This is a genomic window from Streptomyces sp. NPDC006691 (assembly GCF_042869955.1).
In the GTDB taxonomy this organism is placed as follows: domain Bacteria; phylum Actinomycetota; class Actinomycetes; order Streptomycetales; family Streptomycetaceae; genus Streptomyces.
Map to the genome: position 1 here is coordinate 348,540 of NZ_JBIAGW010000002.1, position 16,789 is coordinate 365,328.

The following is a 16,789-nucleotide window of genomic DNA, read 5'->3' on the forward strand; positions in this document are numbered from 1 at the left end:
CGGCGCGCCCCAACTCCCCCTGGTCGAACGGCAGGTGAAGGTATCCGCACGGTTCTTGTCCGGCGTACGCCCCGCGGGGTACACCGATCTTGACACTGTGCATGCGCTGCCTGGGGAGTCGGTCATGAGCGTGACGAGCAAGTATCTGGACGCCTGGGAACGGTTCTGGCGCGAGGCGCCCGACGAGCAGGGCGCGGTCTTCTGGGACGCGGAACCCGCCCTCACCGCGGCCCGTCACCTCGCCCACTTCGCCCCCCGCATCGACCGGCCCGAGCTGCCCCTAGTGGACCTCGGCTGCGGGAACGGAACCCAGACGCGCTACCTCGCCGCCCGCTATCCGAAGGTGACGGGCGTCGACCTCTCGCCCGCCGCGGTCGAGCAGGCGCGGAGTCAGGACCCGGCCGGCGAGGCCGAGTTCGAGCAACTGGACGCCACCGACCCCAAGGCCGTGCACGAGCTGCACAGCCGCCTCGGCGACGCCAATGTGTACGTACGCGGCGTGCTGCACCAGTGCGAGCCCGCCGACCGGCGGCCCGTGGCCGAGGCCATCGCCACCCTGCTCGGCGCGCACGGGCGGGCCTTCGTGGTGGAGCTCGCCGAGGCCGCGAAGGCGGTCCTGGCCGGCCTGGCGCAGAGCCCGCAGGGGCCGCCGCCCAAGCTCCGCCCGGTCTTCGCGCACGGTCTCACACCGGCCGAGGTCTCCGACGCCGCACTCGACCGGCTGCTCGCCGAGGCGGGCCTGAGCGTGCTGGCCGAGGGCCAACTCCCGCTCATCACAACGGAGTACACCCCCGACGGACGTCGTATCGAGCTGCCGGCGAGATGGCTGGTGGTGGGCGGCGCGGGCGCGCAGGCCGCCTGAATCCCGGAGCGGCTCGGCTGCCGGCGCCGAGGATGAGGGCGGCGCCGTCCGGGTCGCCGGGCCGGGGCGGGCCCTGCCGGTTCCGGGGCGGGCCCTGCCGGACACCGAACACCGCCCAGTCCCGGTCACCGGCCGGCACACCGTGCCCGGTGTGCAGCGCGCGCCGACCGCCACCGCGGCCCGCGCTCACGGATACGGGACGCGGTGACAGCGGCGACGGCGTCCTCGGCCGCGACGTACGGGGTCCGGCGGACAGCTCCGCATTCCGGCACACAGCCCCGACCACTGTCTCGCGCCCCGTCGCCACCCGCATGCTGAAGACCGCACGGGCAAGGGGCGCGGGGTGCCCCGGTGACCAGGGGAAACGGGAGCTCACTGGTCGGGATCGCAGCTCTCCCGGCGCCGCCCGATCGTGATCAGGGCGCCCATGAGCGCGTCCTGGTCGTCGCGCGGCGCCAGATGCACGGCACCCTCCTCCAGGACGGCGTGCAGTTCGGGCAGCACCGCGGTGGCCGGGGTGGTCCGCAGGATGACTCCGCTGGGCGGGGTCAGCGAGCGCAGCCCCAGGAACAGGGCGGCCGGGTCGCTGTCGCCGTGCATGCTCGGATCCAGGACCGTGACATCGGGCAGCAGGACATGGGCCTGCGCGAGGGCGAGCCGCGGGCTCGGGGTGTGCGAGATGACGCGGAAGTGGCGGTTGCCGTGAATGCGCTCACGCAACAGCGCGGCTTCCTCGTCGGTGGCTACGAGCAGGACGGTCATCACTCATCCAGCATGGGCGAACCGGCTGCCCCCGGCCAGGCGAGACGACATCCCGGCCCCGCCCGGACGCGGCAGCCGCATGACATACGGGAGGCCGCATGACATACGGGAGGCCGCATGCCGTACGGGAGCAGCAGGGGCCGGATGGATGCCGGGCGGGAGCAGCAGGGGTCGGATGGATGCCGGGCGGGAGGCGGGGCGCGGGAGGCGGGCGCAGGGCGACCCGGGGCGGCGCCGCGTGGGTCCGGCCGCTCAGACGAGGGCCGCCGCCGCGATGAGCCGGGCGGTCTCGCGCCCGGCCCGCAGCGCGTCGGCATCGGTCGCCGGCACACAGTGGCCGAGCGCGGGGTCGTAACCGGTCATGATGATGCCCGCGTGGTCGGTGTCCACCTCGTGCAGGCTCACCCGCCACCGCCGCCTCTCCAGCTCGGCATGGAAGTCGCGCGAGTGGTGGCATTCGACGACCGTGTCCGCCGTGCCGTGGATCAGGGTGACGGGCACGCCCGGCCCCGCCGTCGCCGCCAGGTCCTCCAGCGGTAGGGAACCGGTGCTGAACGCGGGCCGCTCGTAGCGGCCGGCGATCCCCACGACCGCCTTCGGTACGAAGCCGTCCATCAGGTCGGGGCGCAGCGCCGTACCGATCGCGGCGCCCGCCCCCGCCGACCAGCCCGCCACCACGAGCCGGCCCGCGTCGGCGCCGCTGTCGCCCGCGTGCTCCCGTACGTACCGCAGGGAGGCGGCGAGTTGTGCGCGGCCGCCGTCGGGTGCGTCCGAACGCCAGTCGGGCACGAAGACGGTCAGTCCGTGCGAGGCGGTCTCCGCGGCGAGCGTGGAAACCTCGAACCGCGTGGCCGGGCTTATGCCGTGCCACAACAGCACCGCCGGGGCGCCCTCGGGCCCGTACACATCGAGGAGTTGGGGGGTCTCGCCGGCCTCCTGGTGAGTGACGGTCCGGACAGTGCTGATGGGCATGCGGCATCCTCGGGTCGTGCGGCTCGGCGCCGCTGAAGTGATCTCCACCGTAAAGGGGCCCGTGCGGTTGCCCGTACGAGAGGCGGGGCGGGGAGCAGAGGGGGAGGGGAAGGGGGAGGGGGCGTATGGGGCCAACCGGCACGGGTCGGCGCCGTGCGGGGGCGGAATTATCCGTTCCCGCACCCAATTGTCACCTTTTCCGGTAATTGCCGTTCCCCGGCCGGGAGTTGGGGCATGCGTGGGGCAGTGCGGGCCGTCGACCGGATACGGTGCTGGTGTGCTGATCAAGGGGGATGACCCGGGGACGGCGTTGCTGCTGGCGGCCGCCCCCGCGAACAAGAGCCGTCTCGTCGACGCGGCCTCGGTGCTGCCGGGCCTGGCCGCGGTCGCCCCGGCCGTGCTCACCGGTACCGACGCGGCCACCGTCGTGGAGCTCGCCGACCCGGTGGACCCGCAGACCGTGCTGACCCGGATCCGTGCCGTGGCCGCCGCGCCGGGCCCGCTGTTCCTGTACGTGGCGGGCCAGTTGCACCTCGACGGCAAGCAGCACCAGGTCCATCTCGCACTCGCCCGCACCACACCGGCAAGCTTGCGCTACACCGCGCTGCCGTGGGCCTGGCTGGCGCATGAGCTCCAGGTGCGCGCACCTGGCACGACCACCGTGCTCGTCGACCTGGTCTGCGATCCGACGGCGTGGGAGCGCGGGGCGCAGGACGGCCTCGCACTCGGACCCGGCGTCCTCCTGTACGGCAGGGTGGCGGCCCCCGCGCCGCGCCGGCAGGTCGCCGCCCCGGACTATCTGAAGACGTACGCCGAGGTGTGGCGCGGCGGCGCGCGCCCCTCGCTCGCGGAGCTCCACGCGTACGCCGCGGACCGGGCGGGTCATGAGAACGCCCGCTGTCTGGCGCTCGACGGCACGCCCGCCGGTGCCGGGCCCGCCCCGGTCCAGGCACCGCCCGTGCCGGGGGCCGGCCCCGCGCCGGTCCAGGCACCGTCCGTGCCCGCTGCCCGGGCCGACCCCCATCCGGCGATCCTGGCCGCCGCCCACGCCGGGCGGCACGGCGAGGCGGCGTCGATGGCCGCGGTGTGGGAGAGCGAGGCGATGCGGATGTACGGACCCGGGTCCCTGGAGGCCGTCCACTGGCTGGAGGTCCGCGCCGACCTCGCCCGGCTCGCCCTGGAGCCGGCCCGCTCCTGCGAGTTGTGGATGGCCGCGGCCCAGGCCCGGCTGGCCCGGCACCAGAGCACCGACGACATGGACGTGCAGGCGGCCGTCGACCGGGCCCACCACCAGTGGGAGCAGCTTCGCGACGCGGACCGCGCCCGCTCCCTCGGCCCGGCCCTGGTCACCCTGCGCCGCCAGGTCGCGGGCCGCCGGCGCGGGGCGCTGGAAGCCGTACAGCGACGGATCGAGCAGTTGCAGGCGGTCCCGGCCGTGGGTCGCTAGGCGCTTCCGAGGGCCCCTTGCCACGAAGGGGCCGCGCGGGGCGGGGCTGTGCGGCGAAGGGGCCGCGCGCGGCGAAGGGGCCGCGCGCGGCGAAGGGGCTGGACCGCCCCGAAGGGGCTGTGCGCTTGGCGGCGCCGGGGGAGGAAGCGCCGCGCCCCGCCGAGGGCGCTAACGCCGGAGACGGCGCAGGCGCTCCTGCCAGCGGCCCGTGAGGCGCCCGGCCGCGTAGACACGGCGTGCGGAGCGGCGCGCACAGCGGGCCGCCCACCCCGCCCGGCGGGCCCGGGCGCGCAGCCGGCCGGGCCGTACGCGAGGCAGCGAGCCCCATGTCCTCGGAGTACCCATGCCCCCAGGGTGGTCCGTCCCCACCGCCCGCGCACGCCGGGCAGGATCCGGGCCGCCGGCCGGGCACCCCGGATCCTGCCCGACGGACGCGGCAACTCCTGGCTCTACACCTACACCTACACCTACACCTACACCTACATTTCGCGCGGCCGGCGGGAGACCGTCCGCCACGCGTGCGCGGATGCTGCCCGGCGGCCCCGGATGCTGCCGGGCTGTTCCCGCGGGATCCCTCGGCGCCCGGCGTGTTCCCTCAGCCGCGCTCGTGCCCGCGCCCGTGCTCCGCGTACGGCACCCGTGCCAGCTCGCGCACCTGGCCCAGGGTGCTCCACTCGTCCTTGCCGAGCCGGGCCAGGGGGAGGAGGCGGGTGATCTCGGGGTGGCCGTCGACCATGACCTCCTCCGACACCACCGCGTGCACCACCCGGCCGAACACGACCGTCGAGTTCCCGATGCCGAGCGTCGTGTGCACCTCGCATTCGAGGGCCACCGGCGACTGCGCCACCCGCGGCGGCTTCACCCGCAGGCTCGGCTCGGTGGCCAGACCCGCCTGCTCGAACTCGCTCACCCCGGGCGGAAAGTCGGTCGCGGTGCCGTTGACCGCGTCGAAGAGCGGCTCGGGGGCGAAGTTGACCACGAACTGCCCGGTCGCCTCCACGTTGCGCAGCGAGTCCTTGCGCCCCACCGAGGTGAACTGGACGACGGGCGGTGCGACGGAGGAGATGGTGAAGAAGGAGTGCGGAGCCAGATTGGGCGTCCCGTCCGGCGTCACCGTGGACACCCAGGCGATGGGCCGCGGTACCACGGTCGCGGTGAGCAGCCGGTAGAAGTCCTGGGGGGCGACGGTGGCGGGATCGAAGTCGATGCGCATACGGCCCAGTATCCAGTGGGCCGACCGCGCGCCGTCCGGCCCGGCTCACAGGTGCCGTCCGGCCCGGCTCACAGGTATGGACCTCTGGCGTCCGTGCGGTCCCTGGCCCGGGTATTCCCCGGCGGGTACGGTGGGGCGCCATGAAGATCCTCATCAGTGCGGACATGGAAGGCGCCACCGGAGTCACCTGGCCGGCCGATGTGCTGCCCGGTACGCCGCAGTGGGAGCGCTGCCGAGGCATGTTCACGTCCGACGTGAACGCGGCGGTGCTCGGGTTCTTCGACGGGGGCGCCGACGACGTGCTCATCAACGAGGCGCACTGGACCATGCGCAACCTGCTGCTCGAACGGCTCGACGAACGGGCCCAGATGCTCACCGGCAGGCACAAGTCGCTGTCCATGGTGGAGGGCGTCCAGCACGGTGACGTCGACGGGATCGCCTTCGTCGGCTACCACACGGGCGCCGGCACGGCCGGAGTGCTGGCCCACACCTACCTCGCCAACTCCATCACCGGGGTGTGGCTCAACGGCGCCCGCGCGAGCGAGGGGCTGCTCAACGCCCATGTCGTCGCCGAGTACGGGGTGCCCGTGGTCCTGGTCACCGGTGACGACCTCACCTGCGCCGACGCCGAGGGCTATGCGCCGGCGGCCCGCAAGGTCGCCGTGAAGGACCACGTCTCGCGGTACGCGGCGGTGTGCCGCACCCCGGCCCGTACCGCCGGGGACATCAGGGCCGCGGCGAGGGAGGCCTGCGCGCTGACCCGCAGGGCCGCGCCGGTGGACGGCGGGCCGTTCACCGTGGAGATCGAGTTCGACGCCGAGCACCTGGCCGACGCGGCCACCGTGGTGCCTGGTGTGCAGCGTACGGGTGAACGGCGCGTCTCCTACACCGAAGTGACGATGTATCAGGGAATCCGCACCTTCAAGGCGGTCACCACGATCGTCTCGTCCGCGGTGGAGGAACAGTATGGCTGAGACGGAGACGGCCGATCAGGTGGCGCTCGACGAGGCGGTGACCTTCACCTCCGAGCTGATCCGGATCGACACCAGCAACCGGGGCGGCGGCGACTGCCGGGAGCGCCCTGCCGCCGAGTACGTCGCCGAACGCCTCGCCGCGGCCGGCCTCGAACCCCGCATGCTGGAGCGCACCGAGGGGCGCACCAACGTGGTGGCCCGGATCGAGGGCACCGACCCGTCGGCCGACGCGCTGCTCGTGCACGGGCACCTGGACGTGGTGCCCGCCGAGGCCGCCGACTGGAGTGTGCACCCCTTCTCGGGCGAGGTCGCCGACGGCGTGGTCTGGGGCCGGGGCGCCGTCGACATGAAGAACATGGACGCGATGATCCTCGCGGTCGTACGCGCCTGGGCCCGGCACGGAGTGCGGCCGAGGCGGGACATCGTCCTCGCGTACACCGCCGACGAGGAGGCCAGCGCCGTCGACGGCTCGGGATTCCTCGCCGACCACCACCCCGGACTCTTCGAAGGCTGCACCGAGGGCATCAGCGAGTCGGGCGGCGTCACCTTCCATGCCGGCCGCGGCCTGGAGATCTACCCGGTGGGTGCGGGGGAGCGCGGCACCGCCTGGCTGCGCCTGACCGCGCACGGCCGCGCGGGCCACGGCTCCAAGGTGAACCGGTCCAACGCGGTCAGCCGGCTCGCCGCCGCCATCGCCCGCATCGGCGAGCACGAGTGGCCGGTCAGGCTCACCCCCACGGTCCGCGCGAGCCTCGTCGAACTCGCCGCCCTGCACGGCATCGAAGCCGACCCGGACGCCCCGGACTTCGACGCCGACGAACTGCTCGGCAAGCTCGGCCCCGCCGCCGCCCTGGTCGAGCCGGTGATCCGCAACAGCGCCAACCCGACGATGCTGGAAGCCGGTTACAAGGTCAACGTCATTCCGGGGCACGCCACCGCGCACGTCGACGGGCGGACCGTGCCCGGCGGCGAGGCCGAATTCCGCACCACCATGGACGAGTTGACCGGACCCGACGTCGACTGGGACTTCGACCACGGCGAGGTCGCGCTCCTGGCCCCCGTCGACTCGCCGACGTACCTCAAGCTGAAGGCCGCCATCGAGCGGTTCGCGCCGGAGGGCCATGTGGTGCCGTACTGCATGTCGGGCGGCACCGACGCCAAGCAGTTCTCCCGGCTCGGCATCACGGGATACGGTTTCGCACCGCTGCGCATGCCGCCCGGACTCGACTACCAGGCGCTGTTCCACGGCGTCGACGAACGGGTCCCCGTGGACGCGCTGCACTTCGGCGTCCGCGTCCTCGACCACTACCTGCGCTCCGCCTAGCCTCCCGAGGAGAGTCCCCACCATGGTGCCCACCGCGCCCTACGGAAGCTGGCCGTCACCGATCGACGCGGCGCTCGCCGCCGCCCACGAGGGCCGCGCCGACGACGTCGCCTTCGTCGGTGACGACCTGTGGTGGACGGAGCCACGCTCCGCCGAGGGCGGCAGGCGGACCCTCGTGCGCCGGGGCCCGGACGGTGAGGCGCGGCAGGTCCTGCCCGAGCCGTGGAACGTGCGCAGCCGGGTCATGGAGTACGGAGGGCGGCCCTGGGACGGCGCGGAGCGCGGCGCCGACGGCCCACTCGTGGTCTTCGCGCACTTCACCGACCAGCGCCTCTACGCCTACGAGCCGGACGGCGCCGCCGCGCCGAGGCCGCTCACCCCGCTCTCCCCGGTCGGCGAGGGGCTGCGCTGGGTGGACCCCCGGATCGACCTCGACCGGGACGAAGTGTGGTGCGTCCTGGAGGAGTTCACCGGCGAGGCACCCACGGACGTACGCCGTGTCGTCGTGGCCGTGCCGCTGGACGGATCGGCCGCCGAACAGCGGTCAGCCGTGAGGGAGTTGAGCGACGGGCGACACCGCTTCGTCACCGGCCCCCGGCTTTCACCCGACGGCAGCCGGGCCGCCTGGATCGGCTGGGACCACCCCCGGATGCCCTGGGACGGCAGCGAGCTGATCGTCGCCGAGGTGGGCGCGGACGGCGATCTGCGCCGTACCCGCACCGTGGCGGGCGGCCCCGAGGAGTCCGTCGCGCAGGCCGACTGGGCCGCCGACGGCAGGCTCCTGTTCGCCTCCGACCGCAGCGGCTGGTGGAACCTGTACCGCGCCGACCCCGCCGAGGGTCCGGCGCTCGCGCTGTGCCCCCGCCAGGAGGAGTTCGCAGGTCCCCTGTGGCAGCCGGGGCGGCGCTGGTTCCAGCCGCTGGACAACGGCCTGATCGCCGTCGTGCACGGGGCCGGCACCACCACGCTCGGCATACTCGACCCCGAGAGCGGCGAGCTCGTCGACGCCGCCGGGCCCTGGACGCACTGGGCGTCCACGCTCACCGCCCACGGCAGCCGCGTCGTGGGCGTGGCCGTGAGCCCGCGCACCTCCGCCGAACTCGTCGAACTCGACACCGCCACCGGTCGCGCCCGCGTGATCGGGTGCGCCCACACCGACGCGGTCGACCCGGCGTACTACCCGGAACCGCTGGTGCGTACCTACCCCGGTCCGGACGGCCGCGAGATCCACGCCCACGTCTACCCGCCGTACAGCCCCGACCGCACCGCCCCCGCCGACGAACTCCCGCCCTATGTGGTCTGGGCACACGGCGGCCCCACGGGATGTGTGTCCCTCGCACTCGACCTGGAGACCGCGTACTTCACCTCGCGCGGCATCGGCGTCGTCAAGGTCGACTACGGCGGCTCCACCGGCTACGGGCGCGCCTACCGCAACCGGCTGCGCGGACAGTGGGGCATCGTCGACGTCGAGGACTGCGCGGCCGTCGCCCGCGCCCTGGCCGAGGACGGTACCGCCGACCCCCGCCGTCTCGCGATCCGGGGCGGCAGCGCGGGCGGCTGGACCACGGCCGCCTCCCTCGCCGGCACCGACGTCTACGCCTGCGGCACGATCCTCTACCCCGTCCTCGACCTCACCAGCTGGCTCGACGTCACCCACGATTTCGAATCGCGCTACCTGGACAGCCTCATCGGCCCCTACGCCGAGGTGCCCGACCGCTACCGCGACCGCTCGCCGGCCCAGCACACCGACCGCATCACCGCGCCCTTCCTGCTGCTCCAGGGCCTGGACGACGCGATCTGCCCGCCGGTGCAGTGCGAGCAGTTCCTGGAGAAGCTCACCGGGCGCGGCATTCCGCACGCCTACCTCACCTTCGCGGGCGAGGGCCACGGCTTCCGCCGCGCGGACACCGTGATCCGCGCACTGGAGGCCGAACTCTCCCTGTACGCCCAGGTGTTCGCCATCGATCGCAACGACATCCCGCTCCTGGAGCTCACCAAGTGAGCGCGGCCGGACTCACCCGCCCGGGCCGCCTCGCCCCCGGCGCCAGGATCGCCGTGGTCGCGCCCAGCGGCCCCGTCGTCGAGGAACGCCTCCAGGAGGGGCTCGACATCCTGCGCGGCTGGGGTCTCGACCCCGTCGCCACCCCCCAAGTGACCGACCGGCACCCGCAGTTCGGATATCTGGCGGGCGAGGACGAGAAGCGGGCCCGTGACTTCCAGGACGCGTGGTGCGACCCGGGCGTCGATGCCGTGATGTGCGGCCGCGGTGGCTACGGCGTCCAGCGCATGGTCGACCTGCTCGACTGGGAGGCGCTGCGGGCCGCCGGACCCAAGGTGCTCATCGGCTACAGCGATGTGACCGCCCTGCACGAGGCGTTCGCCGTCCGGCTCAGCCTTTCCACCCTGCACGGACCGATGGCCTCCACGGTCGCCTTCATCCAGAACGCCACCACCCAGGAGTCCCTGCGCACCACCCTGTTCGAGCCCGAGGCCGCCCTGACCCTCGGCCTGCCCGGCGCCCGGCCGCTGGTGCCCGGCCGGGCCCGCGGTGTCACCCTCGGCGGATGTCTGTCCCTGCTCGCCGCGGATCTCGCCACCCCGTACGGCCGCCGGTCCGCGGCCGGTGGCCTGCTGCTGCTCGAAGACGTCGGCGAGGAGGACTACCGCCTGGACCGCACGCTGACCCAACTCCTGCGCGCGGGCTGGCTGGAGGGCGTCACCGCCGTCGCGCTCGGCTCCTGGAAGGACTGCGGACCGTACGAGGAACGGGTGCGCCCCGTGCTGCGCGAGCGGCTCGGCCGGCTCGGCGTGCCCGTCGTGGAGAACCTGGGCTTCGGCCACTGCGAGGCCGCCCTGACGGTGCCGCTCGGGGTGCCCGCGGTCCTGGACGCGGACGGCGGCACGCTGACCCTTGAGGTGCCCGCTCTGGCGTGAGTGAACTCCCGCGGCCGGCAAGAAGGTTGTGTCGCAGCCGTTGACGCGGAGTTTCACGTGTCACAGCATGAGGCGGGCCTACCGGCCGGTAGGCCCGCCGTGCTGTGGAGGACGCCGTGACCCGTCGCCGTACCGTGCCCAGAACCCGCAAGCCGCTGGCGGCCGCACTCGGCGCGGCGCTCGCCGTACCACTGCTCGCGGCCGCGCCCGCCGTCGCGTCGCCCGGGGCCGTGCGGGGTGCCGCGGACAAGCAAGTCACGGTCACCGCGCTGAAGTTCACCATACGGGCCCAGGGCCGCAGCTGTGCCGTGGACGCCGACCTCTACCGCCCGGCCGGCGTCGACAAGGCACACCCCGCGCCCGCCGTGCTCACCACCAACGGTTTCGGCGGCAACAAGGCGGACGGCTCGACCGCCGGCACGGCCAAGGCGTTCGCGGCCCGCGGCTATGTGACCCTCGCCTACTCGGGGCTCGGCTTCGGAAAGTCGGGCTGCCCAATCTCCCTCGACGCCCCGGGGACGGACGGCCGCGCGGCCTCGCGCCTCATCGACTTCCTCGCCGGGACCCGCGCGGCCGACGACGGCACCCGCGTCGACTACGTCACCGAGGACCGCCCGGGCGACCCCCGCGTCGGCATGATCGGCGGCTCCTACGGGGGCGCCATCCAGATGGCCACGGCCGCCGTCGACCACCGGGTCGACGCCCTCGTCCCGATGATCACCTGGAACGACCTGTCGTACGCGCTCGACCCCAACAACGTGGCGGACCGCAAGGTGCCCGGCGCCTTCAAATGGCAGTGGACCAACGGGTTTTACCTCATAGGGGAGAGCCGGCCCATCACGCTGCCGAACCTCGATCCGTCCCGCTGGGGCACGCTCGGCTGCGTGCACTTCGTGTCCGACGCCTGCAAGACGATCGGCCTGCTCAACTCGGGCAGCTACCCCGCCGCGCCCACCGCCGCGATGCTGCGGTACGCCCGGAGCGTCTCCCCGGTCAGCTACCTCGACCGGGTCGAGGCACCCACCCTGCTCATCCAGGGCCAGACGGACAGCCTCTTCAACCTCAACGAGGCCACAGCCACCTACCAGGCGCTCCGGGACAACGGCACCACGACCAAGATGATCTGGCAGTCCTGGGGCCACAGCGGCGGCCAGGCGCCGGGTGAACTCGACCTGTCCCAGGGCAACTTGGAGACCAGCTACACCGGACAGCGCATCCTGGCCTGGTTCGACCGCTATCTGCGCAAGCAGAGGCACACCGACACCGGGCCCGCGTTCGCCTACTACCGCGACTGGCAGAGCGGTTACGGCGAGGCGTCCAAGGTGCCGCCGCTCTCGCGGAAGGTGTACCTCTCCGGCGACGGCAAGCTCGTCGACAACCGGGCGAAGGTGGCCCGCGGCAGCCGGACGTACACCAACTCCCTGGTCCCGACGAGCCATTCGGAGAGCTCGTTGGCCGGCATGATCGGGCTGCCCGACCCGGCGCCCTACGACACCCCCGGCACCTACCTCGGCTGGGACACCGACCCGCTGAAGTCCCCCGTCGACATCGTCGGCTCGGCGAAGGCCACCCTCAAGGTCTCCTCGCCCGCCGCGCGAGCCACCCAGAACTCCGGTGACGCGGCCGACAAACTGGTCCTGTTCGCCAAGCTGTACGACGTGGCGCCCGACGGCACCAAGACCCTGGTGCGCCGCCTGGTCGCGCCGGTGCGGGTCCCCGACGTCACCAAGCCGTTCACCGTCGCGCTGCCCGGCATCGCGCACCGCTACGAGGCCGGGCACCGCATCGAGTTCGCGATCGCCGCGAGCGACGACGCCTACCTCGGCAACAAGGGCGTCAAGCCGGTGACGGTCGTGAGCGCCCCCGGTGACACGGGGACGCTCCAACTGCCGCTCGTCAGCCGAAGGTTGGACTGAGGGCCGCGTAACCGGGGCGCACCAGTTCGTCGATGATGCGACGGCGTTCCGGCAACGGCAGGAACGCCGCCTCGACCGCGGCGACGGTGAACTCCTCGAAGACCTCCGGGCCGTAGCCGAAGGCATCCGCCATGTGCTGGAACTCCTCGCTCATGGTGGTGCCCGACACCAGCCGGTTGTCGGTGTTCAGCGTCACCGTGAAGCCGAGCCGGCGCAGCTCGTCGATCGGGTGCTTCTCGTACGAGAGGGCCGCGCCCGTCTGGAGGTTGGAGGTCGGGCAGACCTCCAGCGCGATCCGGTTGTCCCGGACGTACGCGGCGAGGTGACCGAGGGTGCCGTCCGCGGCGATGTCGTCGGTGATGCGCACCCCGTGCCCGACGCGCTCGGCGCCGCACACCTGGACCGCCTCGTGCACCGACTCCGCGCCGACGGCCTCGCCGGCGTGGATGGTGATGTGGCAGTTGGCCCGCTTGAGGTGCTGGAAGGCGGGCAGGTGCTCGGCCGGCGGGTTGCCGATCTCGCCGCCCGCGATGTCGAAGCCCGCCACGCCCCGGTCGCGGTGGGCGACGGTCAGCTCGGCTACCTCCAGGGAGCGCCGGGTGTGCCGCATGCCGGTGAGCAGCGCGCGGACGGTGATCCGCCCGCCGGTGCGGCGCTCACCCTCGCGCAGGCCCTCGTTGACGGCGTCCACGACCTCGTCGAGGCTCAGGCCGCCCTCCAGGTGCTGCTCGGGCGCGTACCGCACCTCCGCGTAGACGACGCCGTCGGCCGCCAGGTCCTCGGCACACTCGGCCGCGATACGGTGCAGCGCCTCGCGGGTCTGCATCACCGCGCAGGTGTGGGCGAAGGTCTCCAGGTAGCGCTCAAGGGAGCCGGAGTCCGCGGCGTCGCGGAACCAGAGGGCGAGCTCGGCCGGGTCCTCGGTCGGCAGCGCGGTGTACCCGCAGGCGCGCGCCAGCTCGACGATGGTGGCGGGGCGGAGGCCGCCGTCGAGGTGGTCGTGCAGGACGGCCTTCGGGGCGCGGCGGATCCACTCGGCGGGGGTGACCGGAGCGGCGGCGGCAGGGTTGTCTGACAAGTGCATGAGGCGGGAGTGTACAGCGTGCCCGGGTGCGGCCCCGCGCGGCGTTAACAGGACTGGTGCACGGGGAGCGCCGGGGCCCCCGTCGGCAGCATGTGCTTGGCGGCCATCACCGGGGTGCCGTCGACGCGCACGACCTGCGTGATGAGCACGGCGGGAGTGTCGGCCGGGCGGCCCAGCTGCTCACCCCTGCGGCGGCCGAGCAGCGTCGCGCTGATCCCGCTGTGCGCGGTGAGCTGGACGCCCCGGGAAGCCTCGGCCAGGACGGTGAGCATGGCGACGGCGGGCTCGGCGCGCAGCGCCTCGGCGAACGCGGGGTGCAGACGCGCGACGACATCCTCGGGAGCGGCCCACTCATGGCTGAGCGCGACCGCGAGCGACTCCCCGACCAGCACGGACTCCCAGAACCGCAGCTCGGAGCCGGCGGGCGCGAGCAGATGCTGGGCGGTGAAGTCGGTCGGCTCCTCCCGGCTGCGCAGCAGCGCCCGGACGCGGACCGGCCCGAGCAGGTCGTCGAGCGCCTGCAGCTGCTCGAAGCCGCGCCGGGGCGGCCGGTCGTTCACGGTCCGGCCCACCCCGCGCCGCACCGAGAGCAGTCCGTCCTCCTGGAGCAGGAGCAGCGCCTCGCGCAGGGCCGGGCGGCTCACCCCCAGCTCGCCCGCGAGCTTCGGCTCCGACGGCAGCGTGGAGCCTGGGGGATAGGTGCCGTCGTGGATCGCGTCCGCGATCCGCTCGTACAGCGCCACGACCGGCCTGCGCTGCGGTCCGCCCACTGCCATGATCCCGCCCTCGACGTACCTCGACGTATCGGAGGGCCAGCATGCCCGGCCTCCACTTGTCTGACAAGCGCGGGTGGTCGTGTCCGTGCGGAAGGGTACGCCCGCCGTCCGGGACCCCGCTTGCCCTCACCCGGACGGCCCACACGACCGCACGCCGGGGTGTGGCGTCCCGCAACCTGGGACGAGGGGAGCCGCGACGGGCGCGGCACGAACGGAAGGGCCGGACCATGAGCCCCAAGGGCGAGACGAGCAGCACGCAACGCACGGCGGGCGGTGTCATCACCCCGGGCCGGATCGCGGTCCTCATCCTCGCGATCCTGGCCCTGGTCTTCATCTTCGAGAACACCCGGCACGTCAAGATCCGCCTGCTGATCCCCGAGGTCACCATGCCCCTGTACCTCGCGCTGCTCGCGGTGTTCGTGGTGGGGCTGTGCTGCGGCTACTTCCTGCGAAGGCGGAACCGGTAGCACCTCCGCAGTGGATCAGTAATCTGGGCCGATGCGCACTGAAGCCGAGTTCCTGGCCGAGGGCCCCCGCGTGGGCATACGCCACTTCACCCTGGCGGACGCGGCGGAATTCACCGCCCTCGCGGCGACGAGCCGCCCGCTGCACGGCCCCTGGCTCGCCCCGCCCGCCGACCCCGAGTCCTATGCGACGTACGCGCAGCGGCTCATCACCGATCCGACCCGGCACGGCTTCCTGGTCTGTGAGCGGGCCGACGGCCGCATCGCGGGATTCATCAACATCAACAACGTGGTGGCGGGCGCCTTCCTGTCCGGCACCCTCGGCTACGGTGCCTTCGCCCACGCGGCCGGCCGCGGCCTGATGAGCGAAGGCCTCGACCTAGTGCTGCGGTACGCCTTCACGGCCGTCGGTCTGCACCGCCTGGAGGCGAACATCCAGCCCGCCAACACGGGCTCGGTCAACCTGGTCCGCCGGGCCGGCTTCCGCCTGGAGGGCTACTCCCCGGACTTCCTCTTCATCGAGGGCGCGTGGCGCGACCACGAGCGGTGGGCGATCACCACGGAGATGCGGCGGGCGAAGGGAACCGGGCGCGCCGGGCGAGCCGGAGACGCCGGGCACGCGAGGGATGCCGGCGCGGCCGGAGCCGCCGGGCGGGCGGCGGAAGCGGACTAGCGCCGCCGGCCCTTGTGGTTGATCTTCATCGTGTCCAGGTCCGTGACCGTCGAGCGCAGGTCGCGGAATCCGTGACCCTGCGCGGCCAGCGCGGACTGCGCCCGGTCCTCGGCGATCGCGGCGGCCATCTCCTCGCCGTCGGCGGCGTCCGAGACGACGGTGAAGCGCCACGAGAAGTGCTTCAGGACCCGGTCGTAGGCGAGCGAGCCCTCCTCGGTGAAGGTCATCGCGGTCAGGCCGTGGTCGTCGGCCTCCGCGAGCAGCCTCGCGCGCGAGCCCTCGCTCAGGCCGTCCCACACTCCGCGCACGATCACCCGGTAGGTGTGCTGCTCGCTCATGTCCCGCTGTCCTTCCGTACCGCGCGTCCGTTGCGGGCCGATCGTCCCCCACGGGGCGGAACGTGTCGATCGATATACCGCGCACGGACCGGCGGGCGGTCTCCCCGGGGGTCTTGATCGGCCGCGGAGCGTCCAGCACGATGGGCCGGATGCGACGCCTCGTGATCATCGACGCCCCCTCCAACCTCGGCCTGCGGCCGCCCGCCCCCGGCACCGTGCCCGGCTGCTACAAGCTCGCCGGAGCCATGCGGGAGCAGGGCATCCTGCGAAGGCTCGGCGCCCACGACGGCGGGGTCGTGGTGCCGCCCCGCTACGATCGGGGGGACTGGCGGGAGGGCGACGGGGTGTTCAACGCCGGGGCCATCGCCGCGTACACCCGCAAGCTCGCCGACCGCATCGAACACCACGTCCGCGCCGGGGACTTCCCCGTGGTGCTCGGCGGAGACTGCTCGATCCAGCTCGGCGCCGCCCTCGCGCTGCGCCGCGTCGGCCGCTACGGCACAGCCGTCGTCGACGGCTCGGCGGACTTCCGCCACCCCGGCAATTCCGACCGCATCGGAGCGGCCGGCGGCGAGGAGCTGGCACTCGCCACGGGTCGCGGCCAGGCCGATCACACCGACCTGGAAGGGCTGCGCCCCTACGTACGGGACGAGGACGTCCGGATCTTCGGCATGCGTGACGACGACGAGGACCGCGCCGAGTTCGCCGAGCTGAAGATCCCGACCGCGACGGTCGGCGACCTCAGACAGCGGGGCCCGGCCGAGCTCGCGGCCGACTTCCGGCAGAGCCTCGAAGTGCCCGCACTCGATGGGTTTTGGGTGCATCTGGATGCCGATGTGCTCGACCCGTCCGTCATGCCCGCCGTGGACAGCCCGGACCCGGGCGGCCTGATGCCCGAGGAACTCGGCCTGCTGTTGCGGGAGTTGGTGCGGTCCGAGCGCTGCGTCGGGTTCAACCTCACCATCTACGACCCCGACCTGGACCCGGACGGAACGGCCGGCGCGCTGCTCGCCGACCTCGTCGTGGCGGCTTTTGCGCAACCGTGACCGG

General features: G+C 73.4%; 16 protein-coding genes. 10 read left to right on the forward strand and 6 right to left on the reverse strand.

Going from position 1 to position 16,789, the window contains the following annotated elements; all coding sequences use genetic code 11:
• Positions 1 to 124: 124 nt before the first annotated feature.
• Entirely contained in the window at positions 125 to 862 is a 738-nt protein-coding gene (locus ACFYNP_RS05035; RefSeq protein WP_388782725.1) for a class I SAM-dependent methyltransferase, read from the forward strand.
• 372 nt (positions 863 to 1,234) lie between these two features.
• Here ACFYNP_RS05035 and ACFYNP_RS05040 read toward each other — a convergent pair whose 3' ends face one another.
• Entirely contained in the window at positions 1,235 to 1,627 is a 393-nt protein-coding gene (locus tag ACFYNP_RS05040) for a hypothetical protein (RefSeq protein ID WP_388782727.1), read from the reverse strand.
• Positions 1,628 to 1,876: 249 nt separating this feature from the next.
• Positions 1,877 to 2,596 carry an alpha/beta hydrolase gene (locus ACFYNP_RS05045; protein ID WP_388782729.1) on the reverse strand — a complete coding sequence of 240 codons (720 nt, stop codon included), beginning with the start codon at positions 2,594 to 2,596 and terminating at the stop codon, positions 1,877 to 1,879.
• A gap of 277 nt (positions 2,597 to 2,873) precedes the next feature.
• Between ACFYNP_RS05045 and ACFYNP_RS05050 the strand changes: the two genes are divergently transcribed.
• The gene (locus ACFYNP_RS05050) at positions 2,874 to 4,043 is read left to right on the forward strand and encodes a hypothetical protein (protein WP_388403964.1); all 1,170 of its coding nucleotides are present in this window, start codon (positions 2,874 to 2,876) and stop codon (positions 4,041 to 4,043) included.
• Positions 4,044 to 4,638: 595 nt separating this feature from the next.
• Here the strand turns inward: ACFYNP_RS05050 and ACFYNP_RS05055 are convergent.
• Positions 4,639 to 5,256, reverse strand: a complete 618-nt coding sequence (locus ACFYNP_RS05055) for a flavin reductase family protein (RefSeq protein ID WP_388782730.1) — start codon at positions 5,254 to 5,256, stop codon at positions 4,639 to 4,641.
• 140 nt (positions 5,257 to 5,396) lie between these two features.
• Between ACFYNP_RS05055 and ACFYNP_RS05060 the strand changes: the two genes are divergently transcribed.
• The 5 genes from ACFYNP_RS05060 to ACFYNP_RS05080 all read left to right on the forward strand — a co-directional run bounded on the left by ACFYNP_RS05060 (position 5,397) and on the right by ACFYNP_RS05080 (position 12,404).
• The gene (locus tag ACFYNP_RS05060; protein ID WP_388782732.1) at positions 5,397 to 6,230 is read left to right on the forward strand and encodes a M55 family metallopeptidase; all 834 of its coding nucleotides are present in this window, start codon (positions 5,397 to 5,399) and stop codon (positions 6,228 to 6,230) included.
• Positions 6,223 to 7,554: a M20/M25/M40 family metallo-hydrolase gene (locus ACFYNP_RS05065; RefSeq protein WP_388782734.1), complete on the forward strand. Its 1,332-nt coding sequence runs from the start codon at positions 6,223 to 6,225 to the stop codon at positions 7,552 to 7,554. The genes ACFYNP_RS05060 and ACFYNP_RS05065 overlap by 8 nt, the downstream gene beginning before the upstream one ends.
• A 22-nt stretch (positions 7,555 to 7,576) precedes the next feature.
• Positions 7,577 to 9,556 (forward strand): prolyl oligopeptidase family serine peptidase, encoded by a 1,980-nt coding sequence (locus tag ACFYNP_RS05070; protein ID WP_388782737.1) that lies wholly within the window; start codon positions 7,577 to 7,579, stop codon positions 9,554 to 9,556.
• A complete protein-coding gene (locus tag ACFYNP_RS05075; protein WP_388782740.1) occupies positions 9,553 to 10,488 on the forward strand; it encodes an LD-carboxypeptidase in 936 nt (311 codons plus the stop codon). The genes ACFYNP_RS05070 and ACFYNP_RS05075 overlap by 4 nt, the downstream gene beginning before the upstream one ends.
• A gap of 116 nt (positions 10,489 to 10,604) precedes the next feature.
• On the forward strand, positions 10,605 to 12,404 hold the full coding sequence (locus tag ACFYNP_RS05080) for a CocE/NonD family hydrolase (protein ID WP_388782743.1): 1,800 nt from the start codon (positions 10,605 to 10,607) through the stop codon (positions 12,402 to 12,404).
• On the opposite strand, the gene ACFYNP_RS05085 is transcribed toward ACFYNP_RS05080, so the two are convergent.
• Both ACFYNP_RS05085 and ACFYNP_RS05090 read right to left on the reverse strand, forming a co-directional pair.
• Positions 12,385 to 13,488, reverse strand: coding sequence for an adenosine deaminase (locus ACFYNP_RS05085; RefSeq protein WP_388782745.1), 1,104 nt, complete (start codon positions 13,486 to 13,488; stop codon positions 12,385 to 12,387). The genes ACFYNP_RS05080 and ACFYNP_RS05085 overlap by 20 nt on opposite strands.
• A gap of 44 nt (positions 13,489 to 13,532) precedes the next feature.
• Entirely contained in the window at positions 13,533 to 14,264 is a 732-nt protein-coding gene (locus tag ACFYNP_RS05090) for a GntR family transcriptional regulator (RefSeq protein ID WP_388782747.1), read from the reverse strand.
• 227 nt (positions 14,265 to 14,491) lie between these two features.
• Here ACFYNP_RS05090 and ACFYNP_RS05095 point away from each other — a divergent pair, with 227 nt between their 5' ends.
• Entirely contained in the window at positions 14,492 to 14,731 is a 240-nt protein-coding gene (locus ACFYNP_RS05095) for a DUF1049 domain-containing protein (protein ID WP_388403988.1), read from the forward strand.
• 31 nt (positions 14,732 to 14,762) lie between these two features.
• Entirely contained in the window at positions 14,763 to 15,401 is a 639-nt protein-coding gene (locus ACFYNP_RS05100) for a GNAT family N-acetyltransferase (protein ID WP_388782748.1), read from the forward strand.
• Here ACFYNP_RS05100 and ACFYNP_RS05105 read toward each other — a convergent pair.
• On the reverse strand, positions 15,398 to 15,739 hold the full coding sequence (locus ACFYNP_RS05105) for a DUF6204 family protein (protein ID WP_388403994.1): 342 nt from the start codon (positions 15,737 to 15,739) through the stop codon (positions 15,398 to 15,400). The two genes, ACFYNP_RS05100 and ACFYNP_RS05105, sit on opposite strands and share 4 nt — an antisense overlap.
• A 149-nt stretch (positions 15,740 to 15,888) precedes the next feature.
• On the opposite strand from ACFYNP_RS05105, the gene ACFYNP_RS05110 reads away from it, so the two are divergent.
• Positions 15,889 to 16,785 (forward strand): arginase family protein, encoded by an 897-nt coding sequence (locus ACFYNP_RS05110; protein WP_388782751.1) that lies wholly within the window; start codon positions 15,889 to 15,891, stop codon positions 16,783 to 16,785.
• Positions 16,786 to 16,789: the final 4 nt, after the last annotated feature.

Bases quoted from the DNA above. Each gene is read 5' to 3' on its own strand.
- ACFYNP_RS05035 (WP_388782725.1), top strand. From the start codon at position 125: ATGAGCGTGACGAGCAAGTATCTGGACGCCTGGGAACGGTTCTGGCGC.
- ACFYNP_RS05045 (WP_388782729.1), bottom strand. From the start codon at position 2,596: ATGCCCATCAGCACTGTCCGGACCGTCACTCACCAGGAGGCCGGCGAG.
- ACFYNP_RS05055 (WP_388782730.1), bottom strand. From the start codon at position 5,256: ATGCGCATCGACTTCGATCCCGCCACCGTCGCCCCCCAGGACTTCTAC.
- ACFYNP_RS05060 (WP_388782732.1), top strand. From the start codon at position 5,397: ATGAAGATCCTCATCAGTGCGGACATGGAAGGCGCCACCGGAGTCACC.
- ACFYNP_RS05065 (WP_388782734.1), top strand. From the start codon at position 6,223: ATGGCTGAGACGGAGACGGCCGATCAGGTGGCGCTCGACGAGGCGGTG.
- ACFYNP_RS05070 (WP_388782737.1), top strand. From the start codon at position 7,577: ATGGTGCCCACCGCGCCCTACGGAAGCTGGCCGTCACCGATCGACGCG.
- ACFYNP_RS05085 (WP_388782745.1), bottom strand. From the start codon at position 13,488: ATGCACTTGTCAGACAACCCTGCCGCCGCCGCTCCGGTCACCCCCGCC.
- ACFYNP_RS05090 (WP_388782747.1), bottom strand. From the start codon at position 14,264: ATGGCAGTGGGCGGACCGCAGCGCAGGCCGGTCGTGGCGCTGTACGAG.
- ACFYNP_RS05095 (WP_388403988.1), top strand. From the start codon at position 14,492: ATGAGCCCCAAGGGCGAGACGAGCAGCACGCAACGCACGGCGGGCGGT.
- ACFYNP_RS05100 (WP_388782748.1), top strand. From the start codon at position 14,763: ATGCGCACTGAAGCCGAGTTCCTGGCCGAGGGCCCCCGCGTGGGCATA.
- ACFYNP_RS05105 (WP_388403994.1), bottom strand. From the start codon at position 15,739: ATGAGCGAGCAGCACACCTACCGGGTGATCGTGCGCGGAGTGTGGGAC.
- ACFYNP_RS05110 (WP_388782751.1), top strand. From the start codon at position 15,889: ATGCGACGCCTCGTGATCATCGACGCCCCCTCCAACCTCGGCCTGCGG.